Raw genomic sequence first — 15,732 nt, 5'->3', positions numbered from 1 at the left:
CGAAATGAGCAAACGTAAGGTCGTGGTAGGCATGTCGGGCGGCGTCGATTCGTCGGTTACCGCATGGCTGCTCAAGGAGCAGGGATTCGACGTCGTCGGTCTCTTCATGAAGAACTGGGAAGACGACGACGACGGCGAGTACTGCTCGACGCGTCAGGACTGGATCGACGTGGTGTCGGTCGCGGACCTGATCGGCATCGACGTCGAGGCCGTGAACTTCGCCGCCGAATACAAGGACCGCGTGTTCGCGGAGTTCCTGCGCGAGTATTCCGCGGGACGCACGCCGAACCCGGACGTGCTGTGCAACGCCGAGATCAAGTTCAAGGCCTTTCTCGACCACGCCATGTCGCTCGGCGCGGAAACGATCGCCACGGGCCACTACGCGCGCGTGCGCCAGAACGAGAGCAACGGACGCTTCGAACTGCTGAAGGCGCTCGACCACACGAAAGATCAGTCGTACTTCCTGCATCGCCTGAACCAGGCGCAGCTTTCGAAGACGATGTTCCCGCTCGGCGAGATCCCCAAGACGAAGGTGCGCGAGATCGCCGAAAAGATCGGCCTGCCGAACGCGAAAAAGAAGGATTCCACAGGAATCTGCTTCATCGGCGAGCGGCCGTTCCGCGACTTCCTCAACCGCTATCTGCCGACCCAACCCGGCCCGATGATGACGCCCGACGGCAAGGTGGTCGGCGAGCATATCGGCCTCGCGTTCTACACGTTCGGGCAACGCAAGGGCATTGGCCTTGGCGGCAGCAAGGACGGCAGCGGCGATCCGTGGTTCGTGGCGGGCAAGGACATGGCCTCGAACACGCTCTACGTCGTGCAGGGCCACGATCATCCGTGGCTGCTCGCGCACGAGCTGCGCGCAGGCAACGTGAGCTGGGTGGCGGGCGAGCCGCCGGCGCAGGACCATGCATGCGGCGCGAAAACGCGCTATCGCCAGGCCGATGCGCCCTGCTCGTTCCATACCGCAGACGAATTCGGCGCGGGCCAGTTCACGCTGCGTTTTCCCGACGCGCAATGGGCCGTGACGCCCGGCCAGTCGGCGGTGCTCTACGACGGCGACGTTTGCCTGGGTGGTGGCATCGTCGAGGCGGTAACGACGCTCGCGCCGCACGTGCCCGCCGTGCTGCCGCCCGAAGCGCCGAAGAAAAGGAAGCGCGTCCCGCGCAAGAAGCCTGCTGCGGCGACGGCCGCGTGACGCAAGCTGCGTCAGGCAAAACGTAAGGAAACACCGCGCGGCGCCCTGGGCGCCGCGTTTTTTATCCGACTTTTGAAGCCTCCCACAGGCCGCTCGAACGACACTGCCCGCTTGCCTGCCAGTTTCACGAACTTGCGGCATCATTCCCGCAAGCCGCGCCCAGCAACCGCGCGGCTCACGCGCGCCGCCCCTTCACAAGAGGAGAGCAGGCGCGCGCATTACATCAAGTTCGAGGAGTTCCCCCCAATGTTTTCCCGACGTTATCTCGCCATGTGGGGCGCGGTGCTGCTGCTCGCGGCCTGTGCCGCCGCTGCCGCGCTCCATCGCCTGTCGTGGTACTGCATGATCGTGCCCGCGCTGCTCGTCGCGCTCGGCCTCTACGACATGTTCCAGGAGCGCCACGCGATCCTGCGCAACTACCCGATCTGGGGTCATCTGCGCTTCCTGTTCGAGTTCGTGCGGCCCGAGATCCGCCAGTACTTCGTCGAGGACGACACCGACGAAAAGCCGTTCTCGCTCGCCCAGCGCAGCCTCGTCTACCAACGCGCGAAGAACGCGGTGGACAGCCGCCCGTACGGCACCGAACTCGACGTGAAGGCCGTGGGCCACGAGTGGATCAGCCATTCGCTCGCGCCGACGAAGCTCGCAGGCAGCGACTTCCGCGTGCTCGTGGGCGCCAACCGCGCGCAACCGTACTCGATGTCGATCTTCAACATCTCGGCGATGAGCTTCGGCGCGCTGTCCGCGAATGCCATCCGCGCGCTCAATATGGGCGCGAAGAAAGGCGGCTTCGCGCACGACACCGGCGAAGGCTCGATGTCGAAATATCACCGCGAAAATGGCGGCGACATCATCTGGGAGATCGCCTCGGGCTACTTCGGCTGCCGCAACGACGACGGCACCTTCAGCGCCGAAAAATTCCAGCGCCTCGCGAACGAGCCGCAGGTGAAGATGATCGAGGTGAAGCTCTCGCAAGGCGCGAAGCCTGGCCACGGCGGCATGCTGCTCGCGGCCAAGGTCACGCCCGAGATCGCCGAAACGCGCGGCATTCCCATCGGCAAGGATTGCGTCTCGCCTGCGCGCCATTCGGAGTTCTCCACGCCGCGCGGCCTGCTCGAATTCATCGAGCGCCTGCGCAAGCTCTCGGGCGGCAAACCCACGGGCTTCAAGCTGTGCATCGGCCATCCGTGGGAGTTTTTCGGCATCGCCAAGGCGATGCTGGAAACCGGCATCCTGCCCGACTTCATCGTCGTGGACGGCGCGGAAGGCGGCACGGGCGCAGCGCCGCTCGAGTTCACCGATCACATCGGCACGCCCCTGCAGGAAGGGCTGCTTCTCGTGCACAACACGCTCGTGGGCATCGGCCTGCGCGACAAGATCAGGATCGGTGCGAGCGGCAAGATCATCACGGCGTTCGATATCGCGCGCACGCTCGCGATCGGCGCGGACTGGGTGAACTCGGCGCGCGGCTTCATGTTCGCCGTCGGCTGCATCCAGGCGCAGAAGTGCCACTCGGACCGCTGCCCCACCGGCGTCGCCACGCAAGACCCCGTGCGCCAGCGCGCGCTGAACGTGCCGGACAAGGGCGAGCGCGTCTTCAACTTCCACCACAACACGCTGCACGCGCTGCAGGAGCTGATTCAGGCCGCGGGTCTCGCGAGCCCATCGGATCTGCGCGCGCATCACATCGTGCGGCGCGTGTCGTCGTATGAAGTAAAGCTGATGTCGGAACTGCTCAAGTACCTGAAGCCCGGCGATCTGCTCGAAGGCCGCTATCGCTATCAGCTGTACGAGAAGTGGTGGCCGGTTGCACGCAGCGATTCGTTCGCGCCGGCCGAGGAAAAGATCGTCTGAGGAAGGCGATCCGCGGCTTGAACGAAAACGCCCGACGGCGCATCATGCCGTCGGGCGTTTTGTTTAAGTCACGTCAGTTGCAGATGGACTGGACGTCAGCCTTGCGGCACCGTGTCGACGAACGATTGACGCTGCGAAAGCTTCTCGAAGTGGCGCGCGAGATTCGGATGCGCCTCGCGCCAGTTCAGTTCCGGCATGCGGAAGTCGAGATAGCCGAGTGCGCAGCCCACGGCAATATCCGCGATCGTGTAGCGGTTGCCCGCGCACCACGGGTTGCCGTCGAGCCCCTTGGCCATCGCGGCGAGGCTCTCGTGGATCTTGCGCTCCTGGCGCTTCACCCACGCCTCGTTGCGCTGTTCCGGCGTGCGCTGCGTGCCTTCGAGGCGGATCAGCACGGTGGCGTCGAGCATCCCGTCGGCGAGCGCCTCCCAGCAACGCACTTCAATGCGCTCACGTCCTGCGGGCGGAATGAGCTTGGCCACGGGCGAGAGCATGTCGACGTACTCGCAGATCACGCGCGAGTCGAACACGGCCTCGCCGTCGTCCATCACGAGACACGGAACCTTGCCGAGCGGGTTGAAATCGTGAATCGCCGTTTCCTCGCCCCACACGTTTTCGAGCACCAGCTTGTAGTCGATTTTCTTTTCGGCGAGCGTGATCCGCGCCTTGCGGACATACGGGCTGCCGAGCGAACCGATAAGTTTCATACCACCTGCCTTTTCTGGAATCCGGCCGAAGTATACGTTGGATTCGTAATTTTCTGACGCGCCGTCTGTTGCAGTGCAGGATTTTTCCTACAAATGATGTCAGCAAGAGACAACACCCGGCCATAGCGGCGCGCGGGTGGGGTCACCGCGAGCCAGCGCGCGCCTTTGTAGCCAGCGCTACAATCTCACGATGGACTCGACCCTCAAGCAAAGCGCCCCGGCCGCCTCGAGCGAAGCCCAACCTGCGGCCAGCGTGGCCGACGCAGCCGACATGCAGCGCGGCCCCGACGGCGGCGCGGCGCTCTATCGCGCGCGCCGCGAACGTGTGCTTGCAGCGCTGCGTGCGCAGGGCGGCGGTGTCGCGCTCGTGCCGACCGCGCCCGAAGCGCTGCGCAATCGCGACGCGGACTATCCGTATCGGCACGACAGCTACTTCTACTACCTCACCGGCTTCACCGAGCCCGAGGCGCTGCTCGTGCTCGACGCGAACGCGGGCGAGAACCAGCCCGCCGCCATTCTGTTCTGCCGCGCGAAGAACGTTGAGCGCGAAACGTGGGAAGGCTTTCGCTTCGGTCCGGACGCCGCGCGCGAAGCGTTTGGCTTCGACGCCGCGTTTCCTGCCGACGAACTCGATGCGCGCATCCCGCAGTTCATCGCCAACCGTCCGGCGCTGCACTACGCGCTCGCGGCCTCCGATCGCTTCGACGCGCAGGTGAAGCGCTGGATCGACGCGGTGCGCGCGCAGGGGCGCAGCGGCGTCACGGCGCCGGCCGCCGCGTACGACCTGCTGCCGCTGCTCGACGACATGCGCGTGATCAAGGATGCGCACGAACTCGACACGATGCGCCGCGCCGCAAAAATTTCGGCGCTCGCGCACGTTCGCGCGATGCAGACATGCCGGCCCGGCATGCGCGAGTACGAGATCGAGGCGGAGTTGCTCTACACGTTCCGCAAGCACGGCGCGCAGGCGCCCGCCTACGGCTCGATCGTCGCGGCAGGCGCGAACGCGTGCGTGCTGCACTACCCAGCGGGCAACGCGGTGGCGCGCGAAGGCGACCTCGTGCTGATCGACGCCGCGTGCGAGTTGAACGGCTATGCCTCGGACATCACCCGCACCTTCCCCGCGAGCGGCCGCTTCACGAGCGCGCAACGCGAGCTGTACGACATCGTCCTCGCCGCGCAGCAGGCCGCGATCGACGCCACGCGCGCCGGCGTGAATTTCGAGGCGCCGCATGACGCCGCGGTGCGCGTACTCGCGCAGGGGCTGCTCGATACCGGCATCATCGACCGGCAGCGCTTTGCGAGCGTCGACGACGTGATTACCGAGCGCGCCTACGCGCGCTTCTATATGCATCGCACCGGGCACTGGCTCGGCATGGATGTGCACGACGCGGGCGATTATCGTGAACGCGGCGAACGTGGCGTTAAGGCAAGCGCAGACAAGCCCGACGCCCCGCCGCCGTGGCGCACGCTGCGCGCCGGCATGACGCTCACGATCGAGCCGGGTCTCTACATCCGCGCGGCCGAGGACGTGCCCGAGCGCTACTGGGACATCGGCATCCGCATCGAGGACGACGCCATCGTCACCGAAACGGGCTGCGAGCTGATCACGCGCGGCGTGCCCGTTGCCGCCGATGAAATCGAAGCGCTCATGCAGGGCGCGCAACGCGGCGCCTGACGCAGACGGAAACGCAGACGCGAAGATTCCACACGAAGCGAAGCAAACGACATGAACGCAGTTTCCGGCAGCGCGAACGACACTCCCACCGGCGCGAACGCGCCCGCTCAATTCGACCACGATGTGACGATCGTCGGCGCGGGGCCGGTAGGTCTCGCGCTCGCAGGTTGGCTCGCGCGGCGCAGCGCCACGCAAGGGCTCTCGATTGCGCTGATCGACGCGCGCGAACCCGAGGACAGCGCCGGCGATCCGCGCGCCATCGCCGTTTCGCAGGGCAGCCGCACGCTGCTCGAAGCGCTCGCGTGGCCGCACGACGCGACGCCCATCGAGCGCATCCATGTTTCGCAGCGCGGCCATTTCGGGCGCACGCTGATCGACCGCCACGATTACGACTTGCCCGCGCTCGGCTACGTGGCGCGCTACGGCGCGATCGTTCAGGCGCTTGCGCAGGCCGTGCGCGGCACGCGGGTGCACTGGCTGCATCACACGCAGGCGCACGATCCCGTCGTGGAGAACGACGGCGTGACGCTGCCGGTCGTGAGCGCGGGCGTCGAGCGCCATCTGCGCACGCGTATCCTCGTGAACGCCGAGGGCGGCCTGTATCGCACGCCGCCGCCACGCGACGCGCAAGACGATGCAGAAGAGGCCGACGAAGCCGATGCCAAGGCCGCACTGCCGGCCGCCGAAACCAAACGGACGCGCGACTACGGGCAAACGGCGCTGGTCGGCGTGGTGACGCTAGCTGCCCCGCAACCGCACGTCGCGTGGGAGCGCTTCACCAGCGAAGGCCCGATCGCGCTCCTGCCGATGGGCGGCGTGCGCGGCGCGGATTACGCGCTGGTGTGGTGCTGCTCCCCGGCGCAGGCCGAGCGCCGCGCGCAGCTTTCGGACGCCGATTTCCTCGCCGAACTCGGCGTGGCGTTCGGGGCGCGCATGGGCCGCTTCACGCATGTTCACGGCCGCGCGGCCTTTGCGCTCGGCCTGAACGCGCTCGACGCCCTCGTTTGCGGCCACGGCCGCATCGCGGCGGTCGGCAATGCGGCCCAAACACTGCATCCCGTGGCGGGCCAGGGTCTCAATCTCGGTCTGCGCGACGCCCACGCGCTCGCCGATTCGCTCGCGCAGCACGGTGCCACGCCGCGCGCACTCGCCGAGTTCGCCGGCCGTCGCGCGTTCGACCGCCGCATGACGATCGGCGCGACGGATACGCTCGCCCGCTTGTTCACCGTCGATTTCGGCCCACTCGCCACGCTGCGCGGGCTCGCGCTCACGGCGCTCGAATTCGCACCGCCCGTGAAAACGGCGCTCGCGCGGCAGATGATGTTCGGGCAGCGGCGTTGAGGCGAACTAAGGGTCGCATCGCTTTTCTTTGAGCGCGGCAACGCCGCTCCGGGACAAGACCAGGGTCCGCGCAGCGCGACCTCGCATCGCGCTTACGCTAAAATATGCGTTTCCCCTTTTTCAAGTTCACGCCGATCGCCGCGCCGGCCGGATTGCCATCCGGATCGCGGTACCGGCCTCGCCCGCGCGTCATGTTCACTATCGGCCGTCACACCTTGCGTAACAACCTGTTCGTCGCCCCCATGGCGGGTGTCACGGACAGGCCGTTCCGCCAGCTGTGCAAGCGCCTCGGCGCGGGCTATGCGGTCTCCGAAATGGTCGCGTCCAACGCGCAGCTCTGGAAGAGCGAAAAGACCATGCGCCGCGCCAATCACGCGGGCGAAGTGGAACCGATCTCGGTGCAGATCGCCGGGGCCGATCCGGCAATGATGGCCGAAGCCGCGCGCTACAACGTCGCGAACGGCGCGCAGATCATCGACATCAACATGGGCTGCCCGGCCAAGAAGGTCTGCAACGTCGCGGCCGGCTCGGCGCTCTTGCAGAACGAGCCGCTCGTCGCGCGCATCGTCAAGGCCGTGGTCGACGCCGTGGGCGTGGGCCCCGACGCCGTGCCCGTCACGCTCAAGATCCGCACGGGCTGGGACCGCGACAACCGCAACGCACTTACCATCGCGCGCATTGCCGAAGAAAGCGGCATCGCCATGCTCACCGTGCACGGCCGCACGCGCGCCGATCTCTATCACGGTGAAGCGGAGTACGAAACGATTGCCGCGGTGAAGGCCGCCGCGCGCATTCCGGTGGTCGCGAACGGCGACATTACGTCGCCGCAAAAGGCGCGCGAGGTCCTCGCACTCACGGGCGCCGACGCCATCATGATCGGCCGCGCGGCGCAGGGGCGCCCGTGGCTGTTCCGCGAAATCGAGCATTTCCTGGCGACGGGCGAGCAGCTGCCGGCCCCGCGCGTAGACGAAATCCAGTCGATCATGAACGAGCATCTGGAGGACCACTACGCTTTTTACGGTGAATTTACGGGCGTGCGTACTGCGCGCAAGCATATCGGCTGGTACACTCGCGGCCTTTGCGGCGCCAACACGTTCCGGCACCGCATGAATACGCTGGACACCACGCGCGAGCAGCTCGTCGCCGTCAATCAGTTCTTCGACGAACAGAAGGCGCGCTCCGAGCGCCTCGTCTACGTCGACGACGAGAACAACGACAGCGACGGCAGCGACGAATCAACCGATCGACTGGCAGCATGAGCAAGCACAACATCGAACAATCCGTCCGCGAGAGCCTTGGCATCTACTTCCAGGACCTCGACGGCAGCAATCCGCACGACGTCTACGAAATGGTGATGGCGTGCGTCGAAAAACCGATGCTCGAGGTGGTGCTCGAGCAGGCAGGCGGCAATCAGTCGCTCGCCGCCGAGTATCTCGGCATCAACCGCAACACGCTGCGCAAGAAGCTCCAGCAGCACGGCCTGCTGTAACGCCGCTGCGTTTTTCTGGACCTTCGGCGCAGCCCCCTCGATCTCTCGGCAATCTACCTCGTTACCCATCATGATCAGGCAAGCGCTCATCTCCGTTTCCGATAAGGCCGGCATCGTCGACTTCGCGAAGTCGCTGTCAGACCTCGGCGTCAAGATCCTCTCGACCGGCGGCACCGCGAAACTGCTCGCGGACGCGGGCCTTTCCGTCACCGAAGTGGCCGACTACACCGGCTTCCCGGAAATGCTCGATGGGCGCGTGAAAACGCTGCACCCGAAGGTGCACGGCGGCATCCTCGCGCGCCGCGACCTGCCCGAGCACATGGCCGCGCTCGAAAAGCACGATATCCCGACGATCGACCTGCTCGTCGTGAACCTCTACCCGTTCGTCCAGACGATCTCGAAGGAAGAGTGCTCGCTCGAAGACGCAATCGAGAACATCGATATCGGCGGCCCGACCATGCTGCGCTCGGCGGCGAAGAACCATCGCGACGTGACCGTGGTGGTCGACCCGGCCGACTACGCGTTGGTGCTGGAAGAAATGCGCGCGAACGGCAACAGCGTGAGCTATGCCACGAACTTCCGCCTCGCGACCAAGGTGTTCTCGCACACGGCGCAATACGACGGCGCGATCACGAATTACCTCACGAGCCTCACCGAAGCGCTCGAGCACAAGTCGCGCAACACCTACCCGGCCGTGCTGAACCTCGCGTTCGACAAGGTCCAGGACCTGCGCTACGGCGAAAACCCGCACCAGAGCGCCGCGTTCTACCGCGACCTCACGACGCCCGCCGGCGCGCTCGCGAACTACACGCAACTGCAGGGCAAGGAACTGTCGTACAACAACATCGCCGACTCGGACGCGGCATGGGAATGCGTGAAGACGTTCGACGCCCCGGCGTGCGTGATCATCAAGCACGCGAATCCGTGCGGCGTGGCGATCGGCGCGAACGCGCTCGAAGCCTACTCGAAGGCGTTCCAGACCGACCCGACCTCGGCGTTCGGCGGCATCATCGCGTTCAACCGCGAAGTGGACGAAGTTGCGGCGCGGGCTGTCGCCAAGCAGTTCGTCGAAGTGCTGATCGCGCCGTCGTTCTCGGAAGCCGCGAAGGCCGTGTTCGCCGCGAAGCAGAACGTGCGTCTGCTCGAGATCGCGTTGGGCGACGGCCATAACGCATTCGATCTGAAGCGCGTGGGCGGCGGCCTGCTCGTGCAATCGCTCGACGCGAAGAACGTGCAGCCGCACGAACTGCGCGTGGTGACGAAGCGCCACCCGACGCCGAAGGAAATGGACGACCTGCTGTTCGCATGGCGCGTCGCGAAGTTCGTGAAGTCGAACGCCATCGTGTTCTGCGCGAACGGCATGACGATGGGCGTCGGCGCGGGCCAGATGAGCCGCGTGGACTCGGCGCGCATCGCCAGCATCAAGGCCGAAAACGCGGGCCTCAAGCTCGCGGGCACGGCAGTCGCCTCGGACGCGTTCTTCCCGTTCCGCGACGGCCTCGACGTGGTGGTGAACGCGGGCGCGACCTGCGTGATCCAGCCGGGCGGCTCGATGCGCGACGACGAAGTGATCGCCGCCGCCGACGAGCACAACATCGCGATGGTGATGACGGGCATCCGCCACTTCCGTCACTGATCTTCGCCGCCCTGGTTGCGTGCGACGCGTCACCTGCACGTGACGCGCCGCTTGTGCAAAGCCCGCCGGACTTGCGTCTCGCGGGCTTTTTCTTTGCGCGGCGCGCCTCGTTCGCCCGCGCCTTCAAGGCTCGCGGCATCTGTGCCGTTCGTTGTACCATCGCAGGCACATCCGTCTTCCCCGCATTTCATGAGAATTCTCGGCATCGACCCCGGCTTGCGCGTCACCGGCTTCGGCGTAATCGAGCGCCACGGCCATCAGCTCACGTACGTCGCAAGCGGCGTCATCCGCACCGCCGATGCCGATCTGCCCACGCGCCTCGGCACCATCTTCGAGGGCGTTTCCACGCTGATCCGCCAGCACGCGCCCGACCAGGCCGCAATCGAAAAGGTCTTCGTCAACGTCAATCCGCAGTCGACCCTGCTGCTTGGGCAAGCGCGCGGCGCGGCCATCTGCGGGCTGGTGTCGGGCGGCGTACCGGTGGCCGAGTACACCGCGCTGCAGCTCAAGCAGGCCGTGGTGGGCTACGGACGCGCGACCAAGGAACAGATGCAGCAGATGGTCGTGCGCCTGCTCGCCCTCACCGGCACGCCCGGCACCGACGCCGCCGACGCGCTCGGCATGGCGATCTGCCACGCGCACGGCGGCGACGCGCTCGCCACGCTCGGCGGGCTCGCGCCTGCGCTCGCGAAGAAGGGCATGCGGGTACGCCGCGGACGGTTGATAGGCTGAATACGTGGCCGATGCGCCTGGCCGGGCGGCGAACGTTCTGGCCGCGCGCTCCGGACTGCCCTGCCCTCCGCTACACTCTTGAGCTTTCCCTCATCACAGAACCCGCCATGATCGGTCGCATTGCCGGCGTATTGCTGGAAAAGAACCCGCCGCACCTGCTCATCGACTGCAACGGCGTCGGCTACGAAGTCGACGTGCCGATGAGCACGTTCTACAACCTGCCCGGCACCGGCGAAAAAATCGTGTTGCTCACGCAGATGATCGTGCGCGAAGACGCGCATCTGCTCTTCGGCTTCGGCTCGCATGAGGAGCGCTCGACGTTTCGCGAGCTGCTCAAGATCAGCGGCATCGGTGCACGCATGGCGCTCGCCGTGCTTTCCGGCATGAGCGTGAATGACCTCGCGCAAGCGGTCACGCAGCAGGACGCGGCGCGCCTCACGCGCGTGCCCGGCATCGGCAAGAAAACGGCCGAGCGACTGCTGCTCGAACTCAAGGGCAAGCTCGGCGCGGACCTCGGCGCGATGGCCGCCGCCGCTTCGCCTTCCGACCACGCGAACGACATCCTCAACGCGCTGCTCGCGCTCGGCTATTCGGAGAAGGAAGGGCTGGCCGCGATCAAGAACGTGCCCGCCGGCACCGGCGTTTCGGAAGGCATCAAGCTCGCGCTCAAGGCGCTCTCCAAGGCCTGATCGCCCTCGCGCACGCTCGAGGCTGGCTGTTAGTTGCGGTGCCATCGTGATGCCCGGGGCGGCCCCGCCGCCGCAGAGTCTGCGCGGTACAATCGCTGCATGATCGAAACCGACAAACTCGCCGCCAACCACGCCGGCGCCGACCGCGTGATCGCCGCCACGCCCGCCTCGACTCACGAGGAAGCGTTCGAACGCGCGTTGCGCCCGCGCCAGCTCGACGAATATGTCGGCCAGGAAAAGGTGCGCGGCCAGCTGGAGATCTTCATCGAGGCTGCGAAGCGCCGGTCCGAACCGCTCGACCACGTGCTGTTGTTCGGCCCGCCGGGCCTCGGCAAGACCACGCTCGCGCATATCATCGCGCGCGAAATGGGGGTCAATCTGCGGCAGACGTCGGGCCCCGTGCTGGAGCGCGCGGGCGATCTCGCGGCCCTGCTCACCAACCTCGAAGCCAACGACGTGCTCTTCATCGACGAAATTCACCGGCTCTCGCCGGTCGTCGAGGAAATCCTGTATCCGGCGCTCGAGGACTACCAGATCGACATCATGATCGGCGAAGGACCGGCCGCGCGCAGCGTGAAACTCGACCTCCAGCCGTTCACGCTGGTGGGCGCGACCACGCGCGCGGGGATGCTCACGAACCCGCTGCGCGACCGCTTCGGCATCGTCTCGCGCCTCGAGTTCTACAACGCCAGCGAGCTTTCGCGCATCGTGCAGCGCTCGGCTTCGCTGCTCGGCGCGCAGATCCACCCGGACGGCGCGCTCGAAATCGCACGCCGCTCGCGCGGCACGCCGCGTATCGCCAACCGCCTGCTGCGCCGCGTGCGCGATTACGCGGAGGTGAAGGCCGACGGCGCGATCACCGCGAAGGTCGCCGACGCCGCGCTGCGCATGCTCGACGTCGATCCCGTGGGCTTCGACCTGATGGACCGCAAGCTGCTCGAAGCCATCCTGCACAAGTTCGACGGCGGTCCGGTAGGCGTGGACAACCTTGCCGCCGCCATCGGCGAGGAACGCGACACGATCGAGGACGTGCTCGAACCGTACCTGATCCAGCAAGGCTATCTGCAGCGCACGCCGCGCGGGCGCGTAGCCACGCAACTGAGCTACCGCCACTTCGGCCTCACGGTGCCGGACGACGCGTCGGCGGGCGGCGACTGGGAACCGGACGCGTCGTAGGGCGCGCAAGCCCCAACGCAGCGCGAGCGAGAGCACGATGTCCGATCACGCCGGCCTCCCTCCCAACGCGCCTGAACCGACCGGCCTCGCCGGTCAGCTCGTGCGCCGCCTGCGCATGACGCTCGCCGAAAACATCACGCATCTCACCACGGGCAGCGGCCCGAAACTCGATTACTCGAATCCGCCGGGCGACCCGGGCCTCTTCGGCCCCGACGCCGTTTGCTGGAAGGTCCACGCCGATTTCGCCGCGATGATGGCGGGCGGCGTCAGCGCGCTGCTGCTGCAGGCGCTGCATCCGCTTGCGCTCGCCGGTGTGTGGGACCATTCGACCTTTCGCATCGACATCCTCGGGCGGCTGCGGCGCACCGCGACCTTCATCGCCGGCACGACTTACGGCAGCCGCGCCGACGCGCTGGCGCTGATCGAACGCGTCAAGCGGATCCACCTCGCCGTGACGGGCACCGCACCCGATGGCCGTCCCTATCGCGCGAGCGATCCTGCGCTGCTGACCTGGGTGCACGTGGCCGAAGTTTCGAGTTTTCTCGGCGCGTATTTGCGCTTCGTGAATCCCGCACTGCCCGGTGAGATGCAGGATCAGTACTACGCCGAAGTCGCGCGCATTGCCGAACTGCTCGGCGCTGCGAAGGTGCCGCGCTCGCGCGCCGAAATCGCTGCGTATCTGCAATCGATGCAGCCCGAACTCGTCGCGAGCGACCGCACGTTCGAAGTGGTGCGCGTGCTCATGCAAGCGCCCGCGCCGCGCCCGGGGATGCGCCCCGCTAGCGCGCTGATCAGGAACGCAGGCATCGACCTGTTGCCGCCCTTTGCGCAGCAGATGCTCGGCTTCGACTCGTTCGCCTTCGCGCGCCGCGCCATGGTGCAGCCCGGCATGCTCGCCGTCGCGCCGGTCTTGCGCTGGGCGCTCGTCAACGGCGTATCGAAACGCGCGCGGCGGCGGGCCGCGGCAACACCCGCGAAGTAGGCGATGCGCAATAAAACACGGCCAACCCGCTCGCGCAGGCTGGCCGGCTCATGAGCAGCGCGCCGATGCAACGGCGCGCGCCCGCGTGCTTACATCTTCACCACGTCGAGCAGCGTTTTCTTGCCGCCCTTGTAGTTGTAGAGCGAGATCACGCCGTGCTTGAGGTCGCCCTTCGAGTCGAAGGTCGTCTCGCCAATCACACCCTTGTAGTCGGTGCCCGGGATCTGCGCGAGGATCTTCGCGTGGTCGATGGCGTTCGCGCGCTTCATCGCGTCGACGACGATGTACACCGCGTCATACGTGAACGGCGCATCGAATTCGATCGGGTGACCGAAGCGCTTCTCGTACTTCGCCGCGAATGCCGCGCCGCCGTTCATACGCTCGACCGCCATGCCGGCCTGCGAGCAGACGATATTGTCCGTCGCCGCGCCCGCGAGGTCCGCGAGGCTTTCCGTGCACACGCCGTCGCCCGACAGCACTTTCGCGCGCAGACCGAGCTGGCGGGCCTGCTTTGCGAACGGGCCGCCCGTGGCGTCCATGCCGCCGTACATGATGGCGTCGGGGTTCTCGCCCTTGATCTTCGTGAGGATCGCGCGGAAATCGACGGCCTTGTCGTTGGTCGCGTCGTGCGAGAGCACCTTCATGCCGAGCGACTTCGCCGTCTTCTCGAACTCGTTCGCGAGGCCCTGGCCATAGGCGGTCGAGTCGTCGACCACAGCCACGGTCTTCACGTTCAGGCTCTTCGCCGCGTAATCGGCGAGCGCAGGTCCTTGCTGGGCATCGGTCGCGACCACGCGGTACGTGGTCTTGAAGCCCTGCTGCGTGTACGAAGGATTGGTCGACGACGGCGAGATCTGCACGATTCCGGCGTCGCTGTAGATCTTCGATGCCGGGATCGACGCGCCCGAGTTCAAATGGCCGATCACCGCCACGACCTTGTCGTCTACCAGCTTCTGCGCGACCTGGGTGGCCTGGCGCGGGTCGGCGGCGTCGTCCTGGGCGTCGAGCGCGAGCGTGATCTTCTGGCCGTCGATCGTCAGGCCCTTGGCATTGATTTCCTCGATGGCGAGGCGCGCGCCGTTCTCGTTGTCCTTGCCGAGGTGGGCCGAACCGCCCGTGAGCGGACCGACGTGGCCGATCTTGACGACCTGGTCGGCCGACGCCGTGTTGCTGGCCGACAGCGCTGCGAGCGCCATGACCGCTGCGCTCACCGGCAGCAGCTTGTGAAGCTTGAACGTCATTGAACTTTCTCCTGCGTGTTTTCTTGGAATACCCGTACCTTCGGCACGCGGCCTCACGCTTGTCATGCGCGCGCGTCCCTCTTCAACGCAGGGCCGGGCCTGGAGCCCGGTGGCCAGCGCGCCCAAAGGTAGGGCAAATGTTAGCAGGACGCTTAACTTTGTGGTTGGGCTTTGGAAAGAAGCCGCAAGCGAACGGAAAGGAATTCGATGTGGCCGCAGCGTTGGCGAGGCACGGGAGCAGCGCAGGGAGGGGAATAGCAGGAAGAACAGGACAGCGCGGCCAGGCACCGCGCTGCCTGAAAGGACAGGTTAGCGCCCCGCCTCGGGCGTGCGCTTGAAGCCGTCGTCGGCACTGACGCCGCCCAGATGCACCACGTCGCCCCATGCGACGACGCGCGCCTGCGTCACGTACTCGCCGCGTTCGAAATCGACGACGTTGACGCTCGTGTTGAGGAGCGGCCACGCACGCGGCGCGTCCAGTGCGAGGCCGTTCGCGAAGCGGTACACGCAGTCGAGCACGCCGCCGTGCGCGACACACGCAATACGGCCGCCCGGGTGCCTGGCCAGGATCGGCTCGAGCGCGTGTAGCACACGGTGGTAGAACTCGCGCTGCGACTCGCCTTCCGGCGGCGCAAAGCCTGGGTCACGCGTTTGCCAGTGCGCGTACTCGTCCGGAAAGCGCTCGGCGATTTCGTCGCTGTCGTGGCCCTGAAACGCGCCATAGTTGCGCTCGCGCAGCCCTTCGGTGAGTTGAATCGGCAGACCCAGGGCTTCGGCAATGGGCTGTGCCGTCTGTTGCGCGCGCAACAAATCGCTCGACCAGATTGCGTCGAGCCGAGCACCCGATTGCACTTCGTTCGCGAGCCGGGCGCCGAGTTGTTGCGCCTGCGCGAGGCCGCTTTCCGCGAGCGGAATGTCAATATGGCCCTGGATGCGCTTGATGCGGTTCCAGTCCGTTTCGCCGTGGCGGATAAAGAGGATTTCCGTGTTCATAGTCAAAAGCGCA

14 protein-coding genes are annotated in these 15,732 nt (G+C 66.4%); 11 read left to right on the top strand and 3 right to left on the bottom strand.

Going from position 1 to position 15,732, the window contains the following annotated elements:
* The first annotated feature begins 4 nt into the window (after positions 1-4).
* Together mnmA and BFD71_RS33050 are read left to right on the top strand one after the other, a co-directional pair.
* Complete coding sequence (gene mnmA, locus BFD71_RS33055; RefSeq protein WP_256095014.1) at positions 5-1,201, top strand: tRNA 2-thiouridine(34) synthase MnmA; 1,197 nt, start codon at positions 5-7, stop codon at positions 1,199-1,201.
* A gap of 246 nt (positions 1,202-1,447) precedes the next feature.
* Positions 1,448-3,055, top strand: coding sequence for an FMN-binding glutamate synthase family protein (locus BFD71_RS33050; protein ID WP_069268451.1), 1,608 nt, complete (start codon positions 1,448-1,450; stop codon positions 3,053-3,055).
* 95 nt (positions 3,056-3,150) lie between these two features.
* Here BFD71_RS33050 and BFD71_RS33045 read toward each other — a convergent pair whose 3' ends face one another.
* Positions 3,151-3,762, bottom strand: a complete 612-nt coding sequence (locus BFD71_RS33045) for a glutathione S-transferase C-terminal domain-containing protein (protein WP_069268450.1) — start codon at positions 3,760-3,762, stop codon at positions 3,151-3,153.
* A 271-nt stretch (positions 3,763-4,033) separates the two neighbouring features.
* On the opposite strand from BFD71_RS33045, the gene BFD71_RS33040 reads away from it, so the two are divergent.
* The 9 genes from BFD71_RS33040 to BFD71_RS33000 all read left to right on the top strand — a co-directional run bounded on the left by BFD71_RS33040 (position 4,034) and on the right by BFD71_RS33000 (position 13,485).
* Complete coding sequence (locus tag BFD71_RS33040; protein ID WP_069268473.1) at positions 4,034-5,440, top strand: aminopeptidase P N-terminal domain-containing protein; 1,407 nt, start codon at positions 4,034-4,036, stop codon at positions 5,438-5,440.
* A gap of 51 nt (positions 5,441-5,491) precedes the next feature.
* On the top strand, positions 5,492-6,781 hold the full coding sequence (locus tag BFD71_RS33035; RefSeq protein WP_069268449.1) for a UbiH/UbiF/VisC/COQ6 family ubiquinone biosynthesis hydroxylase: 1,290 nt from the start codon (positions 5,492-5,494) through the stop codon (positions 6,779-6,781).
* A 191-nt stretch (positions 6,782-6,972) separates the two neighbouring features.
* A complete protein-coding gene (dusB, locus tag BFD71_RS33030) occupies positions 6,973-8,040 on the top strand; it encodes a tRNA dihydrouridine synthase DusB (RefSeq protein WP_069268472.1) in 1,068 nt (355 codons plus the stop codon).
* Positions 8,037-8,270: a Fis family transcriptional regulator gene (locus BFD71_RS33025; RefSeq protein ID WP_028216158.1), complete on the top strand. Its 234-nt coding sequence runs from the start codon at positions 8,037-8,039 to the stop codon at positions 8,268-8,270. The genes dusB and BFD71_RS33025 overlap by 4 nt, the downstream gene beginning before the upstream one ends.
* A gap of 70 nt (positions 8,271-8,340) precedes the next feature.
* A complete protein-coding gene (gene purH / locus BFD71_RS33020) occupies positions 8,341-9,906 on the top strand; it encodes a bifunctional phosphoribosylaminoimidazolecarboxamide formyltransferase/IMP cyclohydrolase (protein ID WP_069268448.1) in 1,566 nt (521 codons plus the stop codon).
* A 189-nt stretch (positions 9,907-10,095) separates the two neighbouring features.
* Complete coding sequence (ruvC, locus tag BFD71_RS33015) at positions 10,096-10,638, top strand: crossover junction endodeoxyribonuclease RuvC (RefSeq protein ID WP_028201962.1); 543 nt, start codon at positions 10,096-10,098, stop codon at positions 10,636-10,638.
* A 107-nt stretch (positions 10,639-10,745) separates the two neighbouring features.
* The gene (gene ruvA, locus BFD71_RS33010; RefSeq protein WP_069268447.1) at positions 10,746-11,327 is read left to right on the top strand and encodes a Holliday junction branch migration protein RuvA; all 582 of its coding nucleotides are present in this window, start codon (positions 10,746-10,748) and stop codon (positions 11,325-11,327) included.
* Between the two features lie 99 nt (positions 11,328-11,426).
* Complete coding sequence (gene ruvB / locus BFD71_RS33005; protein WP_069268446.1) at positions 11,427-12,503, top strand: Holliday junction branch migration DNA helicase RuvB; 1,077 nt, start codon at positions 11,427-11,429, stop codon at positions 12,501-12,503.
* A gap of 37 nt (positions 12,504-12,540) precedes the next feature.
* Complete coding sequence (locus BFD71_RS33000; protein WP_069268445.1) at positions 12,541-13,485, top strand: oxygenase MpaB family protein; 945 nt, start codon at positions 12,541-12,543, stop codon at positions 13,483-13,485.
* 89 nt (positions 13,486-13,574) lie between these two features.
* Here the strand turns inward: BFD71_RS33000 and BFD71_RS32995 are convergent, their stop codons facing one another.
* Positions 13,575-14,726: a branched-chain amino acid ABC transporter substrate-binding protein gene (locus tag BFD71_RS32995; protein ID WP_069268444.1), complete on the bottom strand. Its 1,152-nt coding sequence runs from the start codon at positions 14,724-14,726 to the stop codon at positions 13,575-13,577.
* A gap of 309 nt (positions 14,727-15,035) precedes the next feature.
* Positions 15,036-15,719, bottom strand: coding sequence for a histidine phosphatase family protein (locus BFD71_RS32990; protein ID WP_069268443.1), 684 nt, complete (start codon positions 15,717-15,719; stop codon positions 15,036-15,038).
* Positions 15,720-15,732: the final 13 nt, after the last annotated feature.

It is taken from the genome of Paraburkholderia nodosa (assembly GCF_001718195.1).
GTDB classification, from domain to species: domain Bacteria; phylum Pseudomonadota; class Gammaproteobacteria; order Burkholderiales; family Burkholderiaceae; genus Paraburkholderia; species Paraburkholderia nodosa_A.
This window is presented reverse-complemented; position numbering and strand designations above follow the sequence as displayed.

Bases quoted from the DNA above. Each gene is read 5' to 3' on its own strand.
- BFD71_RS33025 (WP_028216158.1), top strand. From the start codon at position 8,037: ATGAGCAAGCACAACATCGAACAATCCGTCCGCGAGAGCCTTGGCATC.
- BFD71_RS32990 (WP_069268443.1), bottom strand. From the start codon at position 15,719: ATGAACACGGAAATCCTCTTTATCCGCCACGGCGAAACGGACTGGAAC.
- BFD71_RS33045 (WP_069268450.1), bottom strand. From the start codon at position 3,762: ATGAAACTTATCGGTTCGCTCGGCAGCCCGTATGTCCGCAAGGCGCGG.
- BFD71_RS33040 (WP_069268473.1), top strand. From the start codon at position 4,034: ATGCAGCGCGGCCCCGACGGCGGCGCGGCGCTCTATCGCGCGCGCCGC.
- dusB (WP_069268472.1), top strand. From the start codon at position 6,973: ATGTTCACTATCGGCCGTCACACCTTGCGTAACAACCTGTTCGTCGCC.
- BFD71_RS33035 (WP_069268449.1), top strand. From the start codon at position 5,492: ATGAACGCAGTTTCCGGCAGCGCGAACGACACTCCCACCGGCGCGAAC.
- purH (WP_069268448.1), top strand. From the start codon at position 8,341: ATGATCAGGCAAGCGCTCATCTCCGTTTCCGATAAGGCCGGCATCGTC.
- ruvA (WP_069268447.1), top strand. From the start codon at position 10,746: ATGATCGGTCGCATTGCCGGCGTATTGCTGGAAAAGAACCCGCCGCAC.
- mnmA (WP_256095014.1), top strand. From the start codon at position 5: ATGAGCAAACGTAAGGTCGTGGTAGGCATGTCGGGCGGCGTCGATTCG.
- BFD71_RS32995 (WP_069268444.1), bottom strand. From the start codon at position 14,726: ATGACGTTCAAGCTTCACAAGCTGCTGCCGGTGAGCGCAGCGGTCATG.
- ruvB (WP_069268446.1), top strand. From the start codon at position 11,427: ATGATCGAAACCGACAAACTCGCCGCCAACCACGCCGGCGCCGACCGC.
- BFD71_RS33050 (WP_069268451.1), top strand. From the start codon at position 1,448: ATGTTTTCCCGACGTTATCTCGCCATGTGGGGCGCGGTGCTGCTGCTC.
- BFD71_RS33000 (WP_069268445.1), top strand. From the start codon at position 12,541: ATGTCCGATCACGCCGGCCTCCCTCCCAACGCGCCTGAACCGACCGGC.
- ruvC (WP_028201962.1), top strand. From the start codon at position 10,096: ATGAGAATTCTCGGCATCGACCCCGGCTTGCGCGTCACCGGCTTCGGC.